Origin of the sequence: Pseudomonas sp. SID14000, assembly GCF_002165135.1 — a bacterium.
Classification (GTDB): domain Bacteria; phylum Pseudomonadota; class Gammaproteobacteria; order Pseudomonadales; family Pseudomonadaceae; genus Aquipseudomonas.
In genome coordinates, this window is sequence record NZ_NFZQ01000001.1 from 424,701 (window position 1) to 446,526 (window position 21,826).

Here is a 21,826-nt window from a genome sequence, read left to right on the forward strand (position 1 = left end):
CAAGTTGACGAAAACGGAGGGAGACTGTTGAGCCTAGCCCCTTCGACAGGGAGTGACAGTTACCGTTCGCAGTTTTCATGCCCACTCTGCGATTCCGGCAAAAGGTTGTTCATAAATTGAACAATTCCGGTATGATCGCGCGCCCCAAGACCGTGATACACCCCCATAACGATGAAAACGACCCTGATCGCCGCGGCCGAAGTCGACCGCCTGGAGACCTGGCAGCGCTACACCAGCAACATGTGCCATGGCTGCCATTCGACCTGCTGTACCCTGCCGGTGGAGGTGAAGATCAAGGATCTGATCCGCATCGGCGTGGTGGACGAGTTCGAGAAAGACGAACCACCGAAGAACATCGCCAAGCGTCTGCAGAAGGACGGCATCATCGAACGCTTCAACCAGAAGTCGGGGATCTTCACCCTGACCCGGATGAGCAATGATGACTGCCTGTACCTGGATCGTAAAAGCCGGCTGTGCACCATTTATGACAAGCGGCCGGACACCTGCCGCAACCACCCCAAGGTCGGGCCGCGGCCGGGGTATTGTGCGTACAAGCCCAAGGTGGTCGGGCGCTGATCCTGCTTTGCATTTGAGATCCTGGGGCTGCCCTGCAGCCCCAAAATCTGCAGGCAAACAAAAACGCCCCCGGCCTTTCGACCGGGGGCGTTTTTGTTTCAGCTCAAGCTAGACGATCAAGCCTTGGCTTTCTTGGCAGCGCGGGTACGCTCGCCTTCGTCCAGGATCTTCTTGCGCAGGCGGATCGACTTCGGAGTCACTTCGCACAGCTCGTCGTCCTGGATGAATTCCAGGGCCTGTTCCAGGGTGTGGCGAACCGGCGGTACCAGGGCGATGACTTCGTCTTTGCCCGAAGCACGCATGTTGTCGAGCTTCTTGCCTTTGGTCGGGTTCACGCCCAGGTCGTTGTCACGGCTGTTAAGGCCGATGATCTGACCGTTGTAGATGTCCTGGCCGTGCTCGATGAACAGCTTGCCGCGAGCCTGCAGGGTTTCCAGCGAGTAGGTCAGCGCCTTGCCGGTCTCGATCGAAACCAGTACACCGTTCAGGCGGCCGGACATCTGGCCTGGCTTCATGGTGTCGTAGCGATCGAAGATCGAGGTCAGGATGCCGGCACCGTTGGTCAGGGTCAGGAACTGGTTACGGAAACCGATCAGACCGCGAGCAGGTACGTTGTACTCCAGACGTACACGGCCCTTGCCATCCGGCGCCATGTTGGTCAGGTCGCCTTTACGCAGGCCCATTTCTTCCATGACCTTGCCCTGGGATTCTTCAGGGATGTCGATGGTGACGTTCTCGAACGGCTCCTGCTTGACGCCATTCTCTTCGCGGATGATCACTTCAGGGCGGCCTACGGCCATCTCGAAGCCTTCACGGCGCATGGTTTCGATCAGTACCGACAGGTGCAGCTCACCACGGCCGGAAACCTTGAACTTGTCAGCCGAGTCGCCTTCTTCAACGCGCAGTGCAACGTTGTACAGCAGCTCTTTGTCCAGACGTTCCTTGATGTTGCGGCTGGTGACGAACTTGCCTTCCTTGCCACAGAACGGCGAGTCGTTGACCTGGAAGGTCATCGAAACGGTCGGCTCGTCAACGGTCAGCGGCTTCATCGCTTCGACGTGGTTCATGTCGCACAGGGTGTCGGAGATGAACAGCTCTTCGAAGCCGCTGATGCAGACGATGTCGCCAGCAGTGGCTTCTTCGACGTCAACGCGGTGCAGGCCGTGGTGACCCATCAGCTTGAGGATACGGCCGTTGCGCTTCTTGCCTTCGGTGTCGATGGCGACGACCGGGGTGTTCGGCTTGACGCGGCCACGAGCGATACGGCCAACACCGATAACACCGAGGAAGCTGTTGTAGTCCAGTGCCGAGATCTGCATCTGGAACGGGCCGTCGACGTCAACGGTCGGAGCCGGTACGTGGTCGACGATGGCCTGGTACAGCGGGGTCATGTCTTCGGCCATGTTGGTGTGGTCCAGGCCGGCGATGCCGTTCAGGGCCGAGGCGTAGACGACCTGGAAGTCCAGCTGGTCGTCGGTGGCGCCGAGGTTGTCGAACAGGTCGAAGATCTGGTCCAGAACCCAGTCAGGACGCGCGCCCGGGCGGTCGACCTTGTTGATGACCACGATCGGCTTCAGGCCGGCTTCGAAGGCCTTCTTGGTCACGAAGCGGGTTTGCGGCATCGGGCCGTCCTGGGCGTCGACCAGCAGCAGTACCGAGTCGACCATCGACATTACACGTTCAACTTCGCCACCGAAGTCGGCGTGGCCGGGGGTGTCGACGATGTTGATGCGGTAGTCGTTCCAGCGGATGGCGGTGTTTTTCGCCAGGATAGTAATGCCGCGCTCTTTTTCCTGGTCGTTGGAGTCCATCACGCGCTCGTCGTTGAGCTCGTTACGCTCCAGGGTGCCGGACTGGCGCAGGAGTTTGTCGACCAGGGTGGTTTTACCATGGTCAACGTGGGCGATGATGGCGATGTTACGCAGATTTTCGATCACAACTGTATCTCGATCAGAGGATTCGGTTGCCGCCAGTGTAGGCGGCGAATATGTACGCTTTGAGGCTCAGCGGGCCCGATGGTCGGGAGGGCGATGGCGGATGCTGCCGCCATACAGCCCTGGCGTCTTATGTCGGACGATAAACACGCACATTGGCATGTCCCTCACTGAGCAGGTGGTGTGCGTGCAGACGGCTCATCACACCTTTGTCGCAATACAGCAAGTACTGGCGGTTGGCATCCAGGTGCTTGAACTTGCTATTGATGGCATAGAACGGCATGGCCTGGACTTCGATACCGTCCAGCACCAGAGGTTCGTCTTCCTGGGCATCGGGGTGGCGAATGTCGATGACGATCTGACCCGGCAGCGCCTCGGCCACTTCCTCGACTTCGATGTCCTTGCCCAGCTCGTCGATCACATGGTCGATGGAGATGAATTTGGCACGCTCCAGGGCGCGCTCCAGCACGGCCATGTCGAACTGCTTTTCTTCGTGCTCCATGCGGTGACGCTTGGCATGGGTAGTCGGATTCACCGAGATCACGCCGCAGTACTCCGGCATGTGCTTGGCAAAATCGGCAGTGCCGATTGCGGTGGCCTGGTCGATGATGTCCTGCTTGTGGCTGGCCAGCAATGGGCGCAGCACCAGCTTGTCGGTGGCCGAGTCGATGATCGACAGGTTCGGCAGGGTCTGGCTGGACACCTGGGAAATCGCCTCGCCGGTGACCAGCGCATCGATCTCCAGGCGGTCGGCCATGTGCGCGGCGCCACGCAACATCATGCGCTTGAGGGTCACGCCCATGTAGCTGTTGTCGACCTTGTTGAGGATCTCGCCAACCACTTCTTCGAACGGCACGCTGATGAACAGCACGCGCTGGCTGCTGCCGAACTTCTTCCACAGGTAGTGGGCCACTTCCATCACGCCCAGCTCGTGGGCACGGCCGCCGAGGTTGAAGAAGCAGAAGTGGGTCATCAGGCCGCGGCGCATCATCTGATAGGCCGCCACGGTGGAGTCGAAGCCACCGGACATCAGCACCAGGGTCTGCTCCAGGGCACCCAGCGGGTAGCCACCGATGCCCTGGTGCTGGTTGTGGATCACGTACAGGCGCTGGTCACGGATTTCGATGCGCACCAGCACTTCCGGGTTCTTCAGCTCGATGCCGGCGGCACCGCACTGCTGGCGCAGCTGGCTGCCAACGTAACGGTCGACGTCCATCGAGGTGAAGTCGTGGTGGCCGCCGCGCTTGCAGCGCACGGCGAAGTGCTTGCCGGCCAGCAGGTGACCGAAGTGCTGCTTGCACTTGGCAACGATGTCGTCGAAGTCACCCAGCGGGTATTCCTCTACCTGCAGGAAGTGGGTGATACCCGGGGTGCAGGTGAGGCGCTCGATCATCTCGCGCTGGACTTTTTCGTCTTCGACGCGGGTGACCACTTCGAGATTGTCCCAGACACCATCGACCACGAGCTCAGGGTCGAGGTCCTTGAGCACGTTGCGGATGTTCTTGCCGAGCTGGCGGATGAAGCGCTTGCGCACCGGCCGGCTCTTGATGGTGATTTCTGGGAAGACTTTGACGATAAGTTTCATTGGTTAACAGCGCGCGCAGGGCCTGCCGAAAATGAGGGGCGCGAATTATAGCGGAAACTGCTCAGGATTTGACCAACTTTTGATCAGAAGCTTTCAGATAAATGCAGGAGGCGGGTTTTGTGCTGCCAGCTCCGGCCCTTTCGCGGGTAAACCCGCTCCCACAGGGACCGCACACAATTCCAAGGTTGTGCTATCCCCTGTGGGAGCGGGTTCACCCGCGAAGAGGCCCTCAAGAAAAGCATACAACTCAAGCAATGCACACTATTGGTGCACTGCTACCAAAATTCGCATCTTATGGGTGCACTCTCCCCCGCCACCCCACCGCCAGATGCCCGCAAACGCCCCCTTTTATCCCGCGCTCGCCATTTTCGGGCACTGGCATGCAATTTGCTCCCTTGTGAGGCAGGTAAAGCTTGGCCGACTATCCGCGCCCGGCAACACCCTTTTTCCAGGGCAGCGGCCCACCGCGCTCTAGACCATCCGGAGGACAACATGTCGAAGTCGGTTCAACTCATCAAAGATCATGACGTCAAGTGGATTGATCTGCGTTTCACGGACACCAAAGGCACTCAGCACCACGTGACCATGCCGGCGCGTGATGCGCTGGAAGACGACTTCTTCGAGGTCGGCAAGATGTTCGACGGTTCCTCCATCGCTGGCTGGAAAGGCATCGAAGCTTCCGACATGATCCTGATGCCGGTCGACGAAACTGCCGTACTGGACCCGTTCACCGAAGAACCGACCCTCATCATCACCTGCGACATCGTCGACCCGTCGAGCATGCAGGGCTACGATCGTGACCCTCGCGCCATCGCCAAGCGCGCCGAAGAGTACCTGAAGAGCACCGGCATCGGTGACACCGTATTCGCAGGCCCCGAGCCTGAGTTCTTCATCTTCGACGAAGTGAAGTTCCAGTCGGACATCTCCGGCTCGATGTTCAAGATCTTCTCCGAACAAGGCTCGTGGATGACCGGCGCTGACGTGGAAGGCGGCAACAAAGGCCACCGCCCAGGCGTGAAAGGCGGCTACTTCCCGGTTCCGCCGTTCGACCACGACCACGAAATCCGTACTGCCATGTGCAACGCACTGGAAGAAATGGGCCAGACCGTTGAAGTTCACCACCACGAAGTGGCGACTGCCGGCCAGAACGAAATCGGCGTCAAGTTCAACACCCTGGTGAAGAAGGCTGACGAAGTACAGGCGCTGAAATACGTCGTGCACAACGTTGCCGATGCCTACGGCCGTACCGCTACCTTCATGCCGAAGCCACTGTACGGCGACAACGGCTCGGGCATGCACGTGCACATGTCGATCTGGAAAGACGGCAAGAACACCTTCTCGGGTGAAGGCTATGCCGGTCTGTCCGACACCGCTCTGTACTTCATTGGCGGTATCATCAAGCACGGTAAGGCCCTGAACGGCTTCACCAACCCGTCGACCAACTCCTACAAGCGTCTGGTCCCAGGCTTTGAAGCCCCGGTAATGCTGGCCTACTCGGCTCGCAACCGTTCCGCCTCGATCCGTATTCCTTATGTCGGCAGCCCGAAAGCCCGCCGTATCGAAGCACGCTTCCCGGACCCATCGGCCAACCCGTACCTGGCCTTCGCGGCCCTGCTGATGGCCGGCCTGGACGGTATCCAGAACAAGATCCACCCAGGCGATGCTGCCGACAAGAACCTGTACGACCTGCCGCCTGAAGAGGCCAAGGACATCCCGCAGGTTTGCGGCAGCCTGAAAGAAGCTCTGGAAGAGCTGGACAAAGGCCGTGCGTTCCTGACCAAGGGCGGCGTATTCTCCGACGACTTCATCGATGCCTTCATCGAGCTGAAGAGCGAAGAAGAAATCAAGGTCCGTACCTTCGTTCACCCGCTGGAGTACGAGCTGTACTACAGCTGCTGATCTAATCGGCGCCTCGCGCCGATGACATGATCAGGACGGCCTCCCTCGGGAGGCCGTTTTCGTTTCTGCGCCATACGAAAGCCACAGAACTCCAGCCCGCCACGCTATGCTCTATATTGGTGCACGCTTGAGCGCCGCGCCCCTGTTTGCTCCCCAATCTGGTTCACATGAAACGCTTCACCAAGACTTTCTGATCCGAATTTGCGCAGATTCAGGCCTTTATCGGCAAATTCCGCTTCTTTTCGGAGCTTTGGTTTGTTTCTTGCATTTCCTGCAGGTAGAGAGTCTCGCATCAGCGGATCCACCGAGCGCCCGGCCATGGCCGCGCCATGCCAGCCAAGCGCCAAAAGAGGTCAACGACGCCTTATGACCATCAGCGATGCACAGCACCGTCTGCTTCTGGACAACCTGACCACCGCCACGCTACTGCTCAACGCCGAGTTGCGCCTGGAATACATGAACCCGGCCGCGGAAATGCTGCTGGCGGTCAGTGGCCAGCGCAGCCATGGGCAGTTCATCAGCGAACTGTTCACCGAATCGACCGAGGCACTCAGCTCGCTGCGCCAGGCGGTCGAGCAGGCGCACCCGTTCACCAAGCGCGAAGCGCAGCTCACCTCGCTGACCGGGCAGACCATCACCGTCGACTATGCGGTAACGCCGATCCTGCACCAGGGCCAGACCCTGTTGCTGCTGGAGGTACACCCGCGTGACCGGCTGCTTCGCATCACCAAGGAAGAAGCCCAGCTGAGCAAGCAGGAAACCACCAAGATGCTGGTGCGCGGCCTGGCCCACGAAATCAAGAACCCCCTCGGCGGCATTCGCGGCGCAGCCCAGCTGCTGGCTCGCGAGCTGCCTGACGAAGGCCTGCGCGACTATACCAACGTGATCATCGAAGAGGCCGACCGCCTGCGCAACCTGGTCGACCGCATGCTCGGCTCGAACAAGCTGCCGTCGCTGGCCATGACCAATATCCACGAAGTGCTGGAGCGGGTCTGCAGCCTGGTGGAAGCCGAAAGCCAGGGTTGCATCACTTTGGTGCGCGATTACGACCCTAGCCTGCCGGATGTGTTGATCGACCGCGAACAGATGATCCAGGCCGTGCTCAACATCGTGCGCAACGCCATGCAGGCGATCAGTTCGCAGAACGAACTGCGCCTGGGTCGCATCACCCTGCGCAGCCGTGCCTTGCGCCAGTTCACCATCGGCCACGTGCGCCATCGCCTGGTGGCGCGGGTGGAAATCATCGACAACGGCCCGGGCATCCCGCCGGAACTGCAGGACACCCTCTTCTATCCCATGGTCAGCGGCCGCCCGGACGGTACCGGGCTAGGCCTGGCCATTACCCAGAACATCATCAGCCAGCACCAGGGCCTGATCGAGTGTGAAAGCCATGCAGGCCATACCGCCTTCTCGATCTACCTGCCCCTGGAACAAGGAGCCACCGCCTCATGAGCCGAAGTGAAACCGTATGGATCGTCGACGATGATCGCTCCATCCGTTGGGTCCTGGAAAAAGCCCTGCAACAGGAAGGCATGACCACCCAGAGCTTCGACAGCGCCGATGGCGTGATGGGCCGCCTGGCGCGCCAGCAACCGGACGTGATCATTTCCGACATCCGCATGCCCGGCACCAGTGGCCTCGACCTGCTGGCACAGATCCGTGAGCAGCACCCGCGCCTGCCGGTCATCATCATGACTGCCCACTCCGACCTGGACAGCGCCGTCGCCTCGTACCAGGGCGGCGCCTTCGAGTACCTGCCCAAGCCGTTCGATGTGGACGAGGCAGTCTCGCTGGTCAAACGCGCCAACCAGCACGCCCAGGAGCAACAGGGGCTGGATGTACCGCAGAGCCTGGCACGCACTCCGGAAATCATCGGTGAAGCTCCGGCGATGCAGGAGGTGTTCCGCGCCATTGGCCGCCTCAGCCACTCCAACATCACCGTACTGATCAACGGTGAGTCCGGTACCGGCAAGGAGCTGGTGGCCCACGCCCTGCACCGCCATAGCCCGCGCGCGGCGTCGCCGTTCATTGCCCTGAACATGGCCGCCATCCCCAAGGACCTGATGGAGTCCGAGCTGTTCGGCCATGAGAAAGGCGCATTCACCGGCGCCGCCAACCTGCGCCGGGGGCGCTTCGAGCAGGCAGATGGCGGAACCCTGTTCCTCGACGAAATCGGCGACATGCCCGCCGACACCCAGACCCGCCTGCTGCGGGTGCTGGCCGATGGCGAGTTCTATCGCGTGGGCGGCCATGTGCCGGTCAAGGTCGATGTGCGCATCATCGCCGCCACCCACCAGAACCTGGAGTCGCTGGTACAGGCCGGCAAGTTCCGCGAGGACTTGTTCCACCGCCTGAACGTGATCCGCATCCACATTCCACGGCTGGCCGACCGCCGCGAGGATATCCCCGCCCTCGCCCGCCACTTCCTCGCCCGCGCCGCCCAGGAACTGGCGGTCGAGCCGAAGATCCTCAAACCGGAAACCGAGGAGTTCATCCGCAACCTGCCATGGCCGGGCAACGTGCGACAAATGGAGAACACCTGCCGCTGGATCACCGTGATGGCCTCCAGCCGCGAAGTGCTGATCGGCGACCTGCCACCCGAGTTGCTGAACCTGCCACAGGACGCCGCGCCGGTAACCAACTGGGAGCAGGCCCTGCGCCAGTGGGCCGACCAGGCCTTGGCGCGTGGGCAGACCAGCCTGCTGGACAGTGCAGTGCCGAGCTTTGAGCGGATCATGATCGAGACAGCGCTCAAGCACACTGCTGGGCGTCGGCGCGATGCAGCGCTGTTGCTGGGTTGGGGGCGCAATACCCTGACGCGCAAGATCAAGGAGCTGGGGATGAATGTGGCGGGTGGGGATGATGAGGAAGGTGATGACCATTAATCCTTGACTGGCTGCACCGACGCATTCGCGGGTAAACCCGCTACCACAGGTACAGCGCCAGCCTCAAGGTCGGCGCCGTACCTGTGGGAGCGGGTTTACCCGCGAATGCGTTTGTAGAACCAGAACAGATATCGGCTCCATGCACCGTTCCTGTGCCCGATGCACCTCACGAAGGCACAAATCCCCTCAAAAAACGGCTAATTCACCCTTAAAGCCCAATATTCTCGGGCTTTGCAAAACTGGCACGCCCCCTGCAATACCTAATACATCTCCAGTTTCGGGGGCCCTGGTACAGGCAGGCCGGGTGAACCCCTCTTTTATTCGCAACATCGCCAGTTTTGGGGACCTCGGTACAGGCAGGCCGGGATATCCCCTCTTTTATTCGTGCAGTTTCACCTGCACCCGCCAGCGCCCAGCGTCCTCTGCACCGGCCCACTCACCGTGCAAGGGGCGCGCGGCCACCACCGTCAGCAACAAGCCTTCCTTGCTCTTCTGCACCCGCCAGCTCACAGGTTTGCCCTGCAGGCTCAGCTGTCCTTGCCGGGCCTTGCCCTGGGCCTGGAACAACAGCGCAACCGTACCTTCCACATTTTCGCCATGCAGCTGAGGCTCTTCGTTGAACCACAGGTCCAGGCCATCCTGCACCACCTCCACCTGCTGCAGTTCGCGCTCGTCGGTCGTGGTCAGGCGGCCGATCATCAGCCCCACCATCAAGCCGACAATTGCCAGCGACAGCATCATCCGCGGGAACGCCTTCGAACGCACGTCCGGTTCGGGGGTAGAATGCCCGTCATCTTCACGCTTGGAGCCGTGCATGTTTCACGTCATCCTTTTTCAACCAGAAATTCCGCCAAATACCGGCAACATCATTCGCCTGTGCGCCAACAGCGGCTGCGACCTGCACCTGATCGAGCCCATCAGCTTCGAACTGGATGACAAGCGCCTGCGGCGCGCGGGGCTGGATTACCACGAGTATGCCACGCTCAAGCGCCACGAGAGCCTGGCCGGATGCCTGGAAAGCCTGGGCAACCCACGGCTGTTCGCCTTCACTACCAAGGGTTCTCATCCGTTCCACGAAGTGGCCTACCAGCCGGGTGATGCCTTCCTGTTCGGGCCCGAGAGCCGTGGCTTGCCGACCGAAGTGCTGGACAGCCTGCCGGGCGAGCAACGCCTGCGCCTGCCGATGCGACCGGGGTGCCGCAGCCTGAACCTGTCCAATACCGTGGCAGTGACGGTGTATGAGGCGTGGCGGCAGAATGGGTTTGCCGGGAGCTGAGCTATAGCCTGTGCCGGCCTCTTCGCGGGTAAACCCGCTCCCACAGTAACCAAGCCAACCTCAAGGGCAGCGCTGTACCTGTGGGAGCGGGTTTACCCGCGAAGGGGCCGGCACAGGCAACAAAAAAGCGCCCAGAGAGGCGCTTTCTTGATACCGGCAGCTATTACTGCACAGTCGGCGCTTCGCCAGCTTCCTGCATGCGCTGCATTTCCTGCGCGTACAGGGCGTCGAAGTTGACCGGCGACAGCATCAGGGCCGGGAACGAACCGCGGGTCACCAGGCTGTCCAGGGTCTCACGGGCGTACGGGAACAGGATGTTCGGGCAGAACGCACCCAGGGTGTGGCTCATCGATGCCGCGTCCAGGTTCTTGATCAGGAAGATACCGGCCTGCTGCACTTCAGCGATGAAAGCCACTTCGTCACCATTCTTGACGGTGACCGACAGGGTCAGCACCACCTCATGGAAGTCACCTTCCAGGGCTTTCTGCTTGGTGTTCAGGTCCAGGGCAACGCTCGGCTCCCAGGTCTGGCGGAAGATCTGCGGGCTTTTCGGTGCCTCGAACGAGAGGTCGCGCACATAGATGCGCTGCATGGAGAACTGAGGGCTGTTGTCTTCTGCAGCAGCGCCGTTGGTCTGTTGGTCAGTCATGGCAGATCCTTATCCTAATGTTTTTGAATGCAGTGCAAATCAGGCCGCCAGCAGCGCATCGAGCTTGCCGGCGCGCTCCAGGGCATAAAGGTCATCGCATCCACCGACGTGGGTACTACCGATCCAGATCTGCGGCACCGATGTACGACCGGCCTTCTGGCTCATTTCGGCGCGAACCTGCGGCTTGCCGTCGACCTTGATTTCCTCGAAAGCCACGCCCTTGCTCTCGAGCAGGTACTTGGCGCGCATGCAGTAGGGGCAGTAGTCGCTGGAATAGACGATGACGGGCTTCATATCACTTCACCAAGGGCAGGTTATCGGCTTTCCAGCTGGAAACGCCACCGCTCAGTTTGGCGGCGTTATAACCAGCCTTGAGCAACTCGCGGCAGATGGTGCCGGACTGCTGGCCCATCGAGTCGACGACAATCAGGGTCTTCTCTTTGTGCTTGTCCAGCTCGCTCATGCGGTTGACCAGCTTGTCCTGCGGGATGTTCACCGCACCGACAATGTGACCGGCGGAGTACTCCTTGGTCGGGCGGATGTCGATGACCAGGGCCTTCTCGGCATTGACCAGGGCCGTCAGCTGGCCGTTGCTCAGGCTCTGGCCGCCGCGGCGGATTTCGTTGACCAGCAGCGCGACCAGCAAAACAACGAAGATCGCCACCAGGATGTAGTGGTTTGTCGCAAATTGAATCAGGTTAGCAACCATCTGGGGTGTTCCACGCGATTGAAAATGCCGGCCAGTATACACAGCCCCTTATTGCCACCAAAGCCCGACGGGCGGGCGGCAAAGCCACCTGCGCATTGCTGGCACGCGCGCGCCGGTCGGGGGATGGGACGAATATTCGCCGCCGGTGACGCATTTGCCCTAAAATGCGTGTCTTTATCATCTTTGAACAACCGTGAGTTTGATTGATGACGAGTACGCCCAAACCCCTGGTCCTGATCATCCTGGATGGCTTCGGCCACAGCGAAAGCCCCGAATACAACGCCATCTACGCCGCCAATACACCGGTCTATGACCGCCTGCGCGCCAGCCAGCCGCATGGCCTCATTTCCGGCTCGGGCATGGATGTCGGCCTGCCGGACGGGCAGATGGGCAACTCCGAAGTCGGTCACATGAACCTCGGCGCCGGCCGCGTGGTGTACCAGGACTTCACCCGCGTGACCAAGGCCATCCGCGACGGCGAGTTCTTCGAGAACCCGGTGCTGACCGCTGCGGTGGACAAGGCAGCCGCTGCCGGCAAGGCCGTGCATATCCTCGGCCTGCTGTCCGATGGCGGCGTACACAGCCACCAGGACCATCTGGTGGCCATGGCCGAACTGGCCGCGCAGCGCGGTGCGCAGAAGATCTACCTGCACGCCTTCCTCGATGGCCGCGACACGCCGCCACGCAGCGCACAGTCGTCCATCGAACTGCTCGACGCCACCTTCGCCAAGCTGGGCAAGGGCCGCATCGCCAGCCTGATCGGCCGCTACTACGCCATGGACCGCGACAACCGCTGGGACCGCGTCAGCGCCGCCTACAACCTGATCGTCGACAGTGCTGCCGAATACACCGCCGACACCGCCCTGGCCGGCCTGGAAGCAGCCTACGCCCGCGACGAGAGCGACGAGTTCGTCAAAGCCACGCGCATTGGTGAAGCAGTCAAGGTCGAAGACGGCGACGCAGTGATCTTCATGAACTTCCGCGCCGACCGCGCCCGCGAGCTGTCGCGCGTGTTCGTCGAAGCCGACTTCAACGAATTCCCGCGTGCCCGCCTGCCAGAACTGGCCGCCTACATCGGCCTGACCCAGTACTCGGCGAAAATCCCGGCCCCCGCCGCCTTCGCCCCGGCCAGCCTGAACAACGTGCTGGGCGAGTACCTGGCGAAGAACGGCAAGACCCAGCTGCGCATCGCCGAAACCGAGAAGTACGCCCACGTCACCTTCTTCTTCTCCGGTGGCCGCGAAGAGCCGTTCGAAGGCGAAGAGCGCATCCTGATCCCGTCGCCGAAGGTCGCTACCTACGACCTGCAGCCGGAAATGAGCGCACCGGAGGTAACCGACCGTATCGTCGAGGCCATCGAGCAGCAGCGCTACGACGTGATCGTGGTCAACTACGCCAACGGCGACATGGTCGGCCACACCGGCGTGTTCGAAGCTGCGGTGAAGGCCGTCGAGGCTCTGGATGGCTGCGTCGGGCGCATCGTCGAAGCACTGGACAAGGTCGGCGGCGAAGCGCTGATCACCGCCGACCACGGCAACGTCGAGCAGATGGAAGACGAGTGCACCGGCCAGGCACACACCGCGCACACCACCGAGCCGGTGCCGTTCATCTATGTCGGCAAGCGCAACGTCAAGGTGCGTGAGGGCGGTGTACTGGCCGATGTGGCGCCGACCATGCTGAAGCTGCTGGGGTTGGAAAAGCCGGTGGAAATGACCGGCACCTCGATCCTGGTCGACGCCTGATTCTGTGAATTGGGGCCGCTCTGCGGCCCCAATAACACATGAATTCCAGACAAACGCCCCTCTGCACCCGCAGCGAGGCGTTTTTTTTGCCCGCCCGCGCGGGCATACTAGGCCAGTCTCCATCCTTGGTACGCCAACCCCCATGCTTCGCGCCCTGATCCTCCTAGCCCTGTCTTGCCTGCTCAGCCCGGCCTTTGCCGATGAGCGTGCGCAGACCCAGCAGCAACTGGACGCCACCCGCCAGGACATTGCCGAGCTCAAAAAGACGCTGGGCAAGCTCCAGGAAGAAAAGGCCGGTGTGCAAAAGGACCTCAAAGCTACCGAGACCGATATCGGCAACCTCGAAAAGCAGGTGGAGGCCCTGCAGCAAGAACTAAAAAAGACCGAGGGCGAGCTGGAGCGCCTTGATACCGAGAAAAAAAAACTCCAGAGCGCCCGCGTTGAACAACAGCGACTGATCGCCATCCAGGCCCGTTCGGCCTACCAGAACGGCCGCGAGGAATACCTCAAACTGCTGCTTAACCAGCAGAACCCCGAGAAGTTCGCCCGCACCCTCACCTACTACGACTACCTGAGCAAGGCGCGCCTGGAGCAACTGCGCACCTTCAACGAGACCCTGCGCCAGCTGGCCAACGTCGAACAGGAAATCGCTACCCAGCAGCAACAGTTGCTGGCCCAGCGCGCCGACCTCGACAGCCGCCGCCAGGCCCTGGAAACCGAGCGCGGCAAGCGCCAGCAGGTGCTGGCCAAGCTCAACAATGACATGAAGGACCGCGACCAGAAGCTGCAAGCGCGCGAGCAGGACCAGGCCGACTTGTCCAAAGTCCTCAAGACCATCGAGGAAACCCTCGCCCGCCAGGCCCGCGAGGCGGAAGAAGCGCGCAAGAAGGCCTTGCTGGCCCAGCAGGAAGCGGAAAAACGCCGCCAGCAGGAAGCCCTGGCCGCCGCTGCCGCCCGCGAACAAGCCCGCGAACCGGTGGAGCCGCCGAAAAAGGCCCGCACCACCCTGGGCCCGATGGTTTCCAGCGACGGCGCGAGCTACGGCGGCGCATTTTCTGCCGCACGGGGAAAACTTCCCTGGCCAGTCAATGGTCGATTGCTGGCACGCTTCGGTGATGCCCGCGGCAACGATGCCCGCGCCAAGTGGGACGGGGTGATGATCAGTGCCAACCCGGGCACCCAGGTGCGTGCCGTGCATGGCGGACGCGTGGTGTTCGCCGACTGGTTGCGCGGTGCCGGGCTTCTGGTCATTCTCGACCATGGCAACGGTTACCTGAGCCTGTACGGCCATAACCAGAGCCTGCTCAAGAGCGCCGGTGATATCGTCAAGGCCGGCGAAGCCATTTCCACCGTTGGCGACAGCGGCGGCCAGGACGCTGCCGGCTTGTACTTCGCTATCCGCCAGCAGGGTCGGCCTACCGACCCTTCGCAGTGGTGCCGGGGCTAGTCAAATTTTACGGCGTAGCCCATGGGCTGAGCCGATGCTCCCCAGGGAGCGCTTACAGGATCAGGAGTTCGTTCGACATGCTGCACTCGCCTCGTCTCACCCAGCTGGCCCTGTCCATCGCCTTGGCGGTCGGCGCGCCCCTGGCCACTGCCGCGGAGCCGGCCAAGCCGGCCGCAGTACCGGCCACCGAGGTGACCGCCAAGGCGCCACTGCCGCTCGAAGAGCTGCGCACCTTTGCCGAGGTCATGGACCGCATCAAGGCGGCCTATGTGGAGCCGGTGGACGACAAGACCCTGCTGGAAAATGCCATCAAGGGCATGCTCAGCAACCTCGACCCGCACTCGGCCTATCTCGGCCCCGAGGACTTCCAGGAACTGCAGGAAAGCACCAGCGGCGAATTCGGTGGGCTGGGCATCGAAGTGGGCCAGGAAGACGGCTTCATCAAGGTGGTCTCGCCGATCGACGACACCCCGGCCTCGCGTGCTGGCGTGCAGGCCGGCGACCTGATCGTCAAGATCAACGGCGCCCCGACCCGTGGCCAGACCATGACCGAAGCGGTCGACAAGATGCGCGGCAAGGTAGGCGAGAAAATCACCCTGACCCTGGTGCGCGACGGCGGCAACCCCTTCGACGTGACCCTGGCCCGCGCGGTCATCCAGGTCAAGAGCGTGAAAAGCCAGCTGCTGGAGAACGACTACGGCTACATCCGCATCACCCAGTTCCAGGTCAAGACCGGCGACGAAGTCGGCAAGGCCCTGGCCAAGCTGCGCAAGGACAACGGCAAGAAACTGCGCGGCGTGGTGCTGGACCTGCGCAACAACCCGGGCGGCGTGCTGCAGTCGGCGGTGGAAGTGGCCGACCACTTCCTGACCAAGGGCCTGATCGTCTACACCAAGGGCCGTATCGCCAACTCCGAGCTGCGTTTCTCGGCCGATCCGGCCGACGCCAGCGACGGCGTGCCACTGGTGGTGCTGATCAACGGCGGCAGTGCCTCGGCCTCGGAAATTGTCGCCGGCGCCCTGCAAGACCAGAAACGCGCCGTGCTGATGGGCACCGACAGCTTCGGCAAGGGCTCGGTGCAGACCGTGCTGCCACTGGCCAACGACCGTGCGCTGAAGCTCACCACCGCGCTGTACTTCACTCCCAATGGCCGCTCGATCCAGGCCCAGGGCATCGTCCCCGACATCGAAGTGCGCCCGGCCAAGCTCACCGCCGAAGCCGACACCGACAACTTCAAGGAAGCCGACCTGCAGGGCCACCTGGGCAACGGCAACGGTGGCGCCGACCGACCGACCGGCAGTGGCAAGCGCAAGGAGCGCCCGCAAGATGACGACTTCCAGCTGAGCCAGGCCCTGAGCCTGCTCAAAGGCCTGAACATCACCAAGGGCGACTGACCCACCCCATGCGTTATCTGCTGTGTCTGCTGTTCTGCCTGATGGCCGGGGTCGCGCAAGCGGCGCCGGCCGGCAAGGCCTACATGAGCATCATCATCGACGACCTGGGCCAGAGCAGCGAACGCGACAGCCGCACCCTGGCCCTGCCAGGTCCGGTGACCATGGCGATCATGCCCGATACCCCGCATGCCACCGACTTTGCCCGCCAGGCGCACAAGGCTGGCAAGACGGTGATCCTGCACATGCCCATGGACCCGGCCACCGGGCCCTATGCCTGGCACCCTGGCACGCCGATCGAAGAACTGGCCAAACGCCTGGACGCGGCCCTGGCCAAGGTTCCGTACGCCGCCGGCATCAACAACCACATGGGCAGCCGCATGACGGCACAGCGTGAGCCCATGGCCTGGTTGATGGGTGAGCTGCAGCAACGTCACCTGTTCTTCGTCGACAGCCGTACCAGCGCCGCCACCGTGGCCGCAGCCGAAGCCCAGCGCATCGGCCTGGCCCACGTTTCGCGTGATGTGTTCCTTGATGATGTGCGCACCACTGAAGCGATTACCGGTCAGTTGCAGCAGGGCATCGCCCTGGCGCGCAAGCAGGGGTCGGCAGTGCTGATCGGGCATCCTTATCCACAGACCCTGGAAGTGCTGGAACGGGAGTTGCCAAGGCTAAGGAGCCAGGGCATCGAGTTGATCAGGCTCAAGCAGATGATCGCCGTGCGCAGCAATCAGGCGATGCCGGGGCATGGCAAGAATGGCCGCTACACCAATCGCTGATATTGCTGTCGTCCCCGCCGCTTTCATAGAACAACACATGACTCATTGAATTAGCAGGGACCCTGTGGGAGCGGCTTTAGCCGCGAACACCGGCGCAGCCGGTGCCATGCACCGCGTTGGATTCTTCGCGGCTAAAGCCGCTCCCACAGAGTACGAGGATCGCTGGCGAATTCAGTTCCCTATGCGACAGCGCAGCCCAAAGGGCTGGGCAATCTCCCACAGAGCCCCCATTGGCCTCAGGTCAAAAAAAAAAACCCCGCTCAGATGAGCGGGGTTTTCTTTTGCCTCAACAGCGATCAGCTATACACACGCCCCAGCAACTGGCGGTGGCTTTCGAACTGGTCCAGCACATCACGCACGATCTGCTCTGGCGCAAAGCCCATCAGGTCGTATTCCTGGCTGCCATCGTGCAGGTACACCTCGGCACGATAGAAGCGCTGACGCACTTCCGGTTCGCCTTCCACCGGCGCTTCACTCGGCGCGGCCAGGTAACCATCCAGGCTCACTTCATAGACGAACGGGTTGCCCTCTTCCATCATCACCCGCAGGCCCATCATGTTGCGCGACTGGCCAACCCGGGTTTCCACCTCGAAGCCCAAGGTCTGCAGCTGCGCGGCGGCTTCTTTCAGCGCCGGGCTGACCTGCTTGTCCATGAAACGCTGGACCACGGCCTGGGTCGGCTGCAGTTCCAGCTGGGTCAGGCGCTCGGTGAAGCCACGACGGCCACGGGCGGCCAGCTCGGCGCGCTCCTGTTCGACCACCACGTCCTGCTTCATGGCCTTGTACAGGCCAAACATGAACAGTACCAGCACCACCGAGAACGGCAGGCCTGCCAGCACCACCATGGTCTGCATGGCCTCGAAATTACCCGCTAACAGCAGGCCGATGGTGACCAGGGTGATGACCACCGACCAGAACACCACCATCCAGTGCGGGGCGTCTTCGTCGACCTTGCCGCCTTTGCACGACAGGTTGGCCATCATCACCGCGCCAGAGTCGGCCGGGGTGAGGAACAGCACGAAGCCGACGAACACCGCTACACCGATCACGATCTTGGCCGCCGGGAAATATTCCAGCAGCTGGTAGATCGACATCGACGGCTGCTCCAGGGCGGTCTTGCCCAGCTCCACGGCGCCCCGGTTGATCACCAGGTCCAGCGCGGTGTTGCCGAAGATCGACAACCAGGCCAGGGTGAAGCCCAGCGGGATCAACAGTACGCCGCTGACCAGTTCGCGCACGGTGCGCCCCTTGGAGATGCGGGCAATGAACATACCGACGAACGGGCCCCAGGAGATCCACCACGCCCAGTAGAACACGGTCCACAGGCCCAGCCAGCGCTCGGACTTGCCGGCTTCGCCTTCATACACATAGAGGTCGAAGGTTTTCAGCACGATGCCGTTGAGGTAGTCACCGATGTTCTGCACGAAGCCGTTGAGCAGGTGCAGGGTTTCGCCGCCCAGCAGAACGAAGATCAACAGGCCGCTGAACAATACGATATTCAGGTTGGACAGGCGGCGAATGCCGTTTTCCACACCCGACACCGCCGCCACGGTGGCAACGCCGGCCATGACCAGGATCACCACCAGCAGGTTGGTCTTGCTGTGGTCCATGCCGAACAGGTATTCCAGGCCGGAGGCCACCTGCATCGAACCGATGCCCAGGTTGGTCACCAGGCCCAACAGGGTGACGAACATGCCGAAGATGTCCACGGCATTGCCGGCAGCGCCCTTGACCCAACGCTCACCGACCAGCGGGTACAGCGCCGAGCGCAGGGCCAGCGGCTGGTTGTGGCGGTAGGCGAAGTAACCCACGGCCAGGCCGACCAGGGCGTAGATCGCCCAGCCGTGCAGGCCCCAGTGCAGGAAGGTCAGTTGCAGGCCCTGGCGCGCGGCGTCGAGGCTGGCAGAGGTGCCTTCCGGTGGATTGAAGTAGTGGTCCAGGGGTTCGGAGGCGCCAAAGTACAGCAGCGAAATGCCGATACCGGAGGAGAACAGCATGCCGGCCCAGGCGCCGTAGCTGAAGTCGGGCTTGTCATCCTTGCCGCCAAGCTTGAGCTTGCCGTAGTCGGAGAAGGCCAGGTAGATGACGAACAGCAGGTAACCGCCGATCACCAGCATGTAATACCAGCCAAAGGTGCGCGTCAGCCATTTCTGGGCCACGCCCAGCACCTGGCCGGCGGTTTCGGGTACAGCGATAAGCAAGGCAGTCAGAACGAGGATCATCAGCGCGGAGGTGAAGAACACCACGCGGTTGACCCGTACCCTCTCGGCCGGAGGGTTGGTAAGTGAGGCAGAACTCATTGCACGAATGCTCCGGGCAGTGCGGCTGTGGAGGCTAATCAGTCTTTCCCGAGCAATTGGTGGAATATCCCCACTGCATCAGGTGTTATAAAAGCACCCTTGGAAACCGTGATCCCGAATCGATACGTTGCAAAAAAACAGACAGGTGGCCTGCTGCAAATGCCGCATCTCAGCCGAGGTGCGCGCATTCGTCACAGATCACCCCGCCCGCTCCAAGGGCCCGCCGCAGGGTCCATGACCGCACGGCAGAATCTGCATTTGCATCGCTCATGCCCGTCAACGCCTTGTATTCCGGGGGTTACGCGATTTCCTGGGGTGTCAATCCGTGCCTTCTCGACCGCCTGAAAGACTGTCAATGGCACAAATTGTCGCAGAGCTTATTCTTTATTGATTGAACGTTCAATCAAAACAAAATAGACTGGCCTTCGCCGAGTCAGCCGCCCGTCGTCTGCTCGCAGGCCTGAGGAGATAGCAAGATGCCCAAGGTCGGTATGCAACCCATCCGCCGCCAGCAGTTGATCGAAGCCACGTTGCAGGCGGTCGATCAGGTCGGACTGGGTGACGCCAGCATTGCGCTGATTGCCCGTTTGGCCGGTGTGTCGAACGGCATCATCAGTCACTACTTTCGGGACAAGAACGGCCTGATCGCAGCGACGATGGGTTACATCATGAACATGCTCAACGAAGGCGTTAGAGCACGTCGCCAGGCCCTGACGGACGACAGCCCGCGCGCCCACCTGAAAGTGATCATCGAGGGCAACTTCGATGCCAGCCAGGTGAACGGCCCGGCAATGAAAACCTGGTTGGCCTTCTGGGCTTCCAGCATGCACCAGCCCGATTTGCACAGGTTGCAGCGGATCAACGACCACCGCTTGTATTCCAACCTGTGCTGCCAGTTCCGCCGCGCCCTGCCGCTCTACCATGCGCGCAAGGCAGCCCGCGGCCTGGCTGCCTTGATCGATGGCTTGTGGCTGCGTGGTGCCCTGTCGGGTGATGAATTCGACACCGACCAGGCGATACGGATTGCTTACGAATACATGGATCTACAACTGGCTAAACAGCACACCCTGAGTACAAACGACCAGGCAGCTGAACAACCGCGCACGGCCCTTGCCAACCCGGCTGGAGCGTGACGCGCAAGCCAAACCACACACTGCACTTGCGAGGACACTATGGCCCGTTTCGGAACGCAAAAACTCTACATTGATGGCGCTTACGTCGACGCTGGCAGCGATGCCACTTTCGAAGCCATCAACCCGGCCACCGGCGAAGTCCTCGCCCACGTGCAACGTGCCACCGAGGCTGACGTCGAGAAGGCCGTCGAAAGCGCCGAGCGTGGCCAGAAAGTCTGGGCCGCCATGACCGCCATGCAGCGTTCGCGCATCCTGCGCCGCGCCGTCGAGATCCTGCGCGAGCGCAACGACGAACTGGCCATGCTGGAAACCCTGGACACCGGCAAGTCGTACTCGGAAACCCGCTACGTCGACATCGTCACCGGCGCCGACGTGCTGGAGTACTACGCTGGCCTGGTTCCGGCCATCGAAGGCGAGCAGATCCCGCTGCGCGAATCGTCCTTCGTCTACACCCGCCGCGAGCCGCTGGGCGTGACCGCCGGTATCGGCGCCTGGAACTACCCGATCCAGATCGCCCTGTGGAAATCCGCCCCGGCCCTGGCCGCCGGCAACGCGATGATCTTCAAACCGTCGGAAGTCACCTCGCTGACCACCCTGAAACTGGCCGAGATCTACACCGAAGCCGGCCTGCCGAACGGCGTGTTCAACGTCCTGACCGGCAGCGGCCGCGAAGTCGGCACCTGGCTGACCGAGCACCCGCGCATCGAAAAAGTCTCCTTCACCGGCGGCACCACCACCGGCAAGAAGGTCATGGCCAGTGCCTCGAGCTCGTCGCTCAAGGAAGTCACCATGGAACTGGGCGGCAAGTCGCCTCTGATCATCTGCGCCGACGCCGACCTGGACAAGGCCGCCGACATCGCGATGATGGCCAACTTCTACAGCTCGGGCCAGGTGTGCACCAACGGCACCCGCGTGTTCATCCCGGCTGAAATGAAGGCTGCCTTCGAAGCCAAGATCGTCGAACGCGTTGCCCGCATCCGCGCTGGCAACCCGGAAGACGAAAACACCAACTTCGGCCCGCTGGTCAGCTTCCAGCACATGGAAAGCGTGCTCGGCTACATCGCCAAGGGCAAAGAAGAAGGTGCCCGCGTGCTTTGCGGTGGCGAGCGCCTGACCGCCGGTGATTTCGCCAAGGGCGCCTTCGTGGCCCCGACCGTGTTCACCGATTGCACCGACGACATGACCATCGTCAAGGAAGAGATCTTCGGCCCGGTGATGAGCATCCTCACCTACGAAACCGAAGAAGAAGTCATCCGTCGCGCCAACGACACCGAATACGGCCTGGCCGCCGGTGTCTGCACCAACGACATCGCCCGCGCCCACCGCATCATCCACAAGCTGGAAGCCGGTATCTGCTGGATCAACGCCTGGGGTGAATCGCCGGCCGAAATGCCGGTCGGTGGCTACAAGCAGTCGGGCGTCGGCCGTGAGAACGGCGTCAGCTCGCTGGCTCAATACACTCGCATCAAGTCGGTCCAGGTCGAGCTGGGCGGCTACAACTCGGTTTTCTAAACCCTGTAT

The 21,826-nt window shown here is 61.8% G+C and carries 18 protein-coding genes; 11 read left to right on the plus strand and 7 right to left on the minus strand.

All coding sequences use genetic code 11. The features are described 5' to 3' along the window. Positions 1-171 precede the first annotated feature (171 nt). Positions 172-576: a YkgJ family cysteine cluster protein gene (locus tag CAY82_RS01915; protein WP_003259873.1), complete on the plus strand. Its 405-nt coding sequence runs from the start codon at positions 172-174 to the stop codon at positions 574-576. Positions 577-692: 116 nt separating this feature from the next. Here CAY82_RS01915 and typA read toward each other — a convergent pair whose 3' ends face one another. Together typA and thiI are read right to left on the minus strand one after the other, a co-directional pair. Then, a complete protein-coding gene (typA, locus tag CAY82_RS01920) occupies positions 693-2,513 on the minus strand; it encodes a translational GTPase TypA (RefSeq protein WP_087499705.1) in 1,821 nt (606 codons plus the stop codon). A gap of 127 nt (positions 2,514-2,640) precedes the next feature. Further along, on the minus strand, positions 2,641-4,095 hold the full coding sequence (gene thiI / locus CAY82_RS01925) for a tRNA uracil 4-sulfurtransferase ThiI (RefSeq protein ID WP_087499706.1): 1,455 nt from the start codon (positions 4,093-4,095) through the stop codon (positions 2,641-2,643). A 492-nt stretch (positions 4,096-4,587) separates the two neighbouring features. Here thiI and glnA point away from each other — a divergent pair, with 492 nt between their 5' ends. The 3 genes from glnA (at position 4,588) to ntrC (ending at position 8,879) form a co-directional block, all read left to right on the plus strand. After that, positions 4,588-5,994 (plus strand): type I glutamate--ammonia ligase, encoded by a 1,407-nt coding sequence (gene glnA, locus CAY82_RS01930; protein WP_015272115.1) that lies wholly within the window; start codon positions 4,588-4,590, stop codon positions 5,992-5,994. A gap of 366 nt (positions 5,995-6,360) precedes the next feature. Then, complete coding sequence (gene glnL / locus CAY82_RS01935) at positions 6,361-7,446, plus strand: nitrogen regulation protein NR(II) (protein ID WP_087499707.1); 1,086 nt, start codon at positions 6,361-6,363, stop codon at positions 7,444-7,446. After that, positions 7,443-8,879, plus strand: a complete 1,437-nt coding sequence (ntrC, locus tag CAY82_RS01940) for a nitrogen regulation protein NR(I) (protein WP_046613491.1) — start codon at positions 7,443-7,445, stop codon at positions 8,877-8,879. Before glnL ends, ntrC begins: the two co-directional genes overlap by 4 nt. A gap of 378 nt (positions 8,880-9,257) precedes the next feature. Here ntrC and CAY82_RS01945 read toward each other — a convergent pair whose 3' ends face one another. Next, on the minus strand, positions 9,258-9,695 hold the full coding sequence (locus tag CAY82_RS01945) for a hypothetical protein (RefSeq protein ID WP_087499708.1): 438 nt from the start codon (positions 9,693-9,695) through the stop codon (positions 9,258-9,260). On the opposite strand from CAY82_RS01945, the gene trmL reads away from it, so the two are divergent. Further along, positions 9,694-10,155: a tRNA (uridine(34)/cytosine(34)/5-carboxymethylaminomethyluridine(34)-2'-O)-methyltransferase TrmL gene (trmL, locus tag CAY82_RS01950; RefSeq protein WP_087499709.1), complete on the plus strand. Its 462-nt coding sequence runs from the start codon at positions 9,694-9,696 to the stop codon at positions 10,153-10,155. The two genes, CAY82_RS01945 and trmL, sit on opposite strands and share 2 nt — an antisense overlap. A 163-nt stretch (positions 10,156-10,318) precedes the next feature. Here trmL and secB read toward each other — a convergent pair whose 3' ends face one another. Genes secB through CAY82_RS01965 form a run of 3 tightly spaced genes read right to left on the minus strand, consistent with a single transcriptional unit; the run spans position 10,319 to position 11,513 of the window. After that, the gene (gene secB, locus CAY82_RS01955) at positions 10,319-10,804 is read right to left on the minus strand and encodes a protein-export chaperone SecB (RefSeq protein WP_013974581.1); all 486 of its coding nucleotides are present in this window, start codon (positions 10,802-10,804) and stop codon (positions 10,319-10,321) included. 39 nt (positions 10,805-10,843) lie between these two features. Then, positions 10,844-11,098, minus strand: coding sequence for a glutaredoxin 3 (grxC, locus tag CAY82_RS01960; protein WP_003249204.1), 255 nt, complete (start codon positions 11,096-11,098; stop codon positions 10,844-10,846). 1 nt (position 11,099) lies between these two features. Beyond that, entirely contained in the window at positions 11,100-11,513 is a 414-nt protein-coding gene (locus CAY82_RS01965) for a rhodanese-like domain-containing protein (RefSeq protein ID WP_003259887.1), read from the minus strand. A 206-nt stretch (positions 11,514-11,719) separates the two neighbouring features. On the opposite strand from CAY82_RS01965, the gene gpmI reads away from it, so the two are divergent. From gpmI to CAY82_RS01985, 4 genes are all read left to right on the plus strand, one after another. Then, positions 11,720-13,255: a 2,3-bisphosphoglycerate-independent phosphoglycerate mutase gene (gene gpmI, locus CAY82_RS01970; protein ID WP_087499710.1), complete on the plus strand. Its 1,536-nt coding sequence runs from the start codon at positions 11,720-11,722 to the stop codon at positions 13,253-13,255. A gap of 142 nt (positions 13,256-13,397) precedes the next feature. Beyond that, positions 13,398-14,702, plus strand: coding sequence for a murein hydrolase activator EnvC (locus CAY82_RS01975; protein WP_087499711.1), 1,305 nt, complete (start codon positions 13,398-13,400; stop codon positions 14,700-14,702). A 77-nt stretch (positions 14,703-14,779) separates the two neighbouring features. After that, positions 14,780-16,096, plus strand: coding sequence for a S41 family peptidase (locus CAY82_RS01980; protein ID WP_023660970.1), 1,317 nt, complete (start codon positions 14,780-14,782; stop codon positions 16,094-16,096). An 8-nt stretch (positions 16,097-16,104) separates the two neighbouring features. Continuing rightward, positions 16,105-16,872, plus strand: a complete 768-nt coding sequence (locus CAY82_RS01985) for a divergent polysaccharide deacetylase family protein (protein WP_087499712.1) — start codon at positions 16,105-16,107, stop codon at positions 16,870-16,872. Positions 16,873-17,168: 296 nt separating this feature from the next. Here the strand turns inward: CAY82_RS01985 and CAY82_RS01990 are convergent, their stop codons facing one another. Continuing rightward, positions 17,169-19,115, minus strand: a complete 1,947-nt coding sequence (locus CAY82_RS01990; protein WP_256576213.1) for a BCCT family transporter — start codon at positions 19,113-19,115, stop codon at positions 17,169-17,171. A gap of 533 nt (positions 19,116-19,648) precedes the next feature. On the opposite strand from CAY82_RS01990, the gene betI reads away from it, so the two are divergent. After that, entirely contained in the window at positions 19,649-20,305 is a 657-nt protein-coding gene (gene betI, locus CAY82_RS01995) for a transcriptional regulator BetI (protein WP_087499714.1), read from the plus strand. Positions 20,306-20,344: 39 nt separating this feature from the next. After that, positions 20,345-21,817: a betaine-aldehyde dehydrogenase gene (gene betB / locus CAY82_RS02000; RefSeq protein ID WP_087499715.1), complete on the plus strand. Its 1,473-nt coding sequence runs from the start codon at positions 20,345-20,347 to the stop codon at positions 21,815-21,817. Positions 21,818-21,826 lie beyond the last annotated feature (9 nt).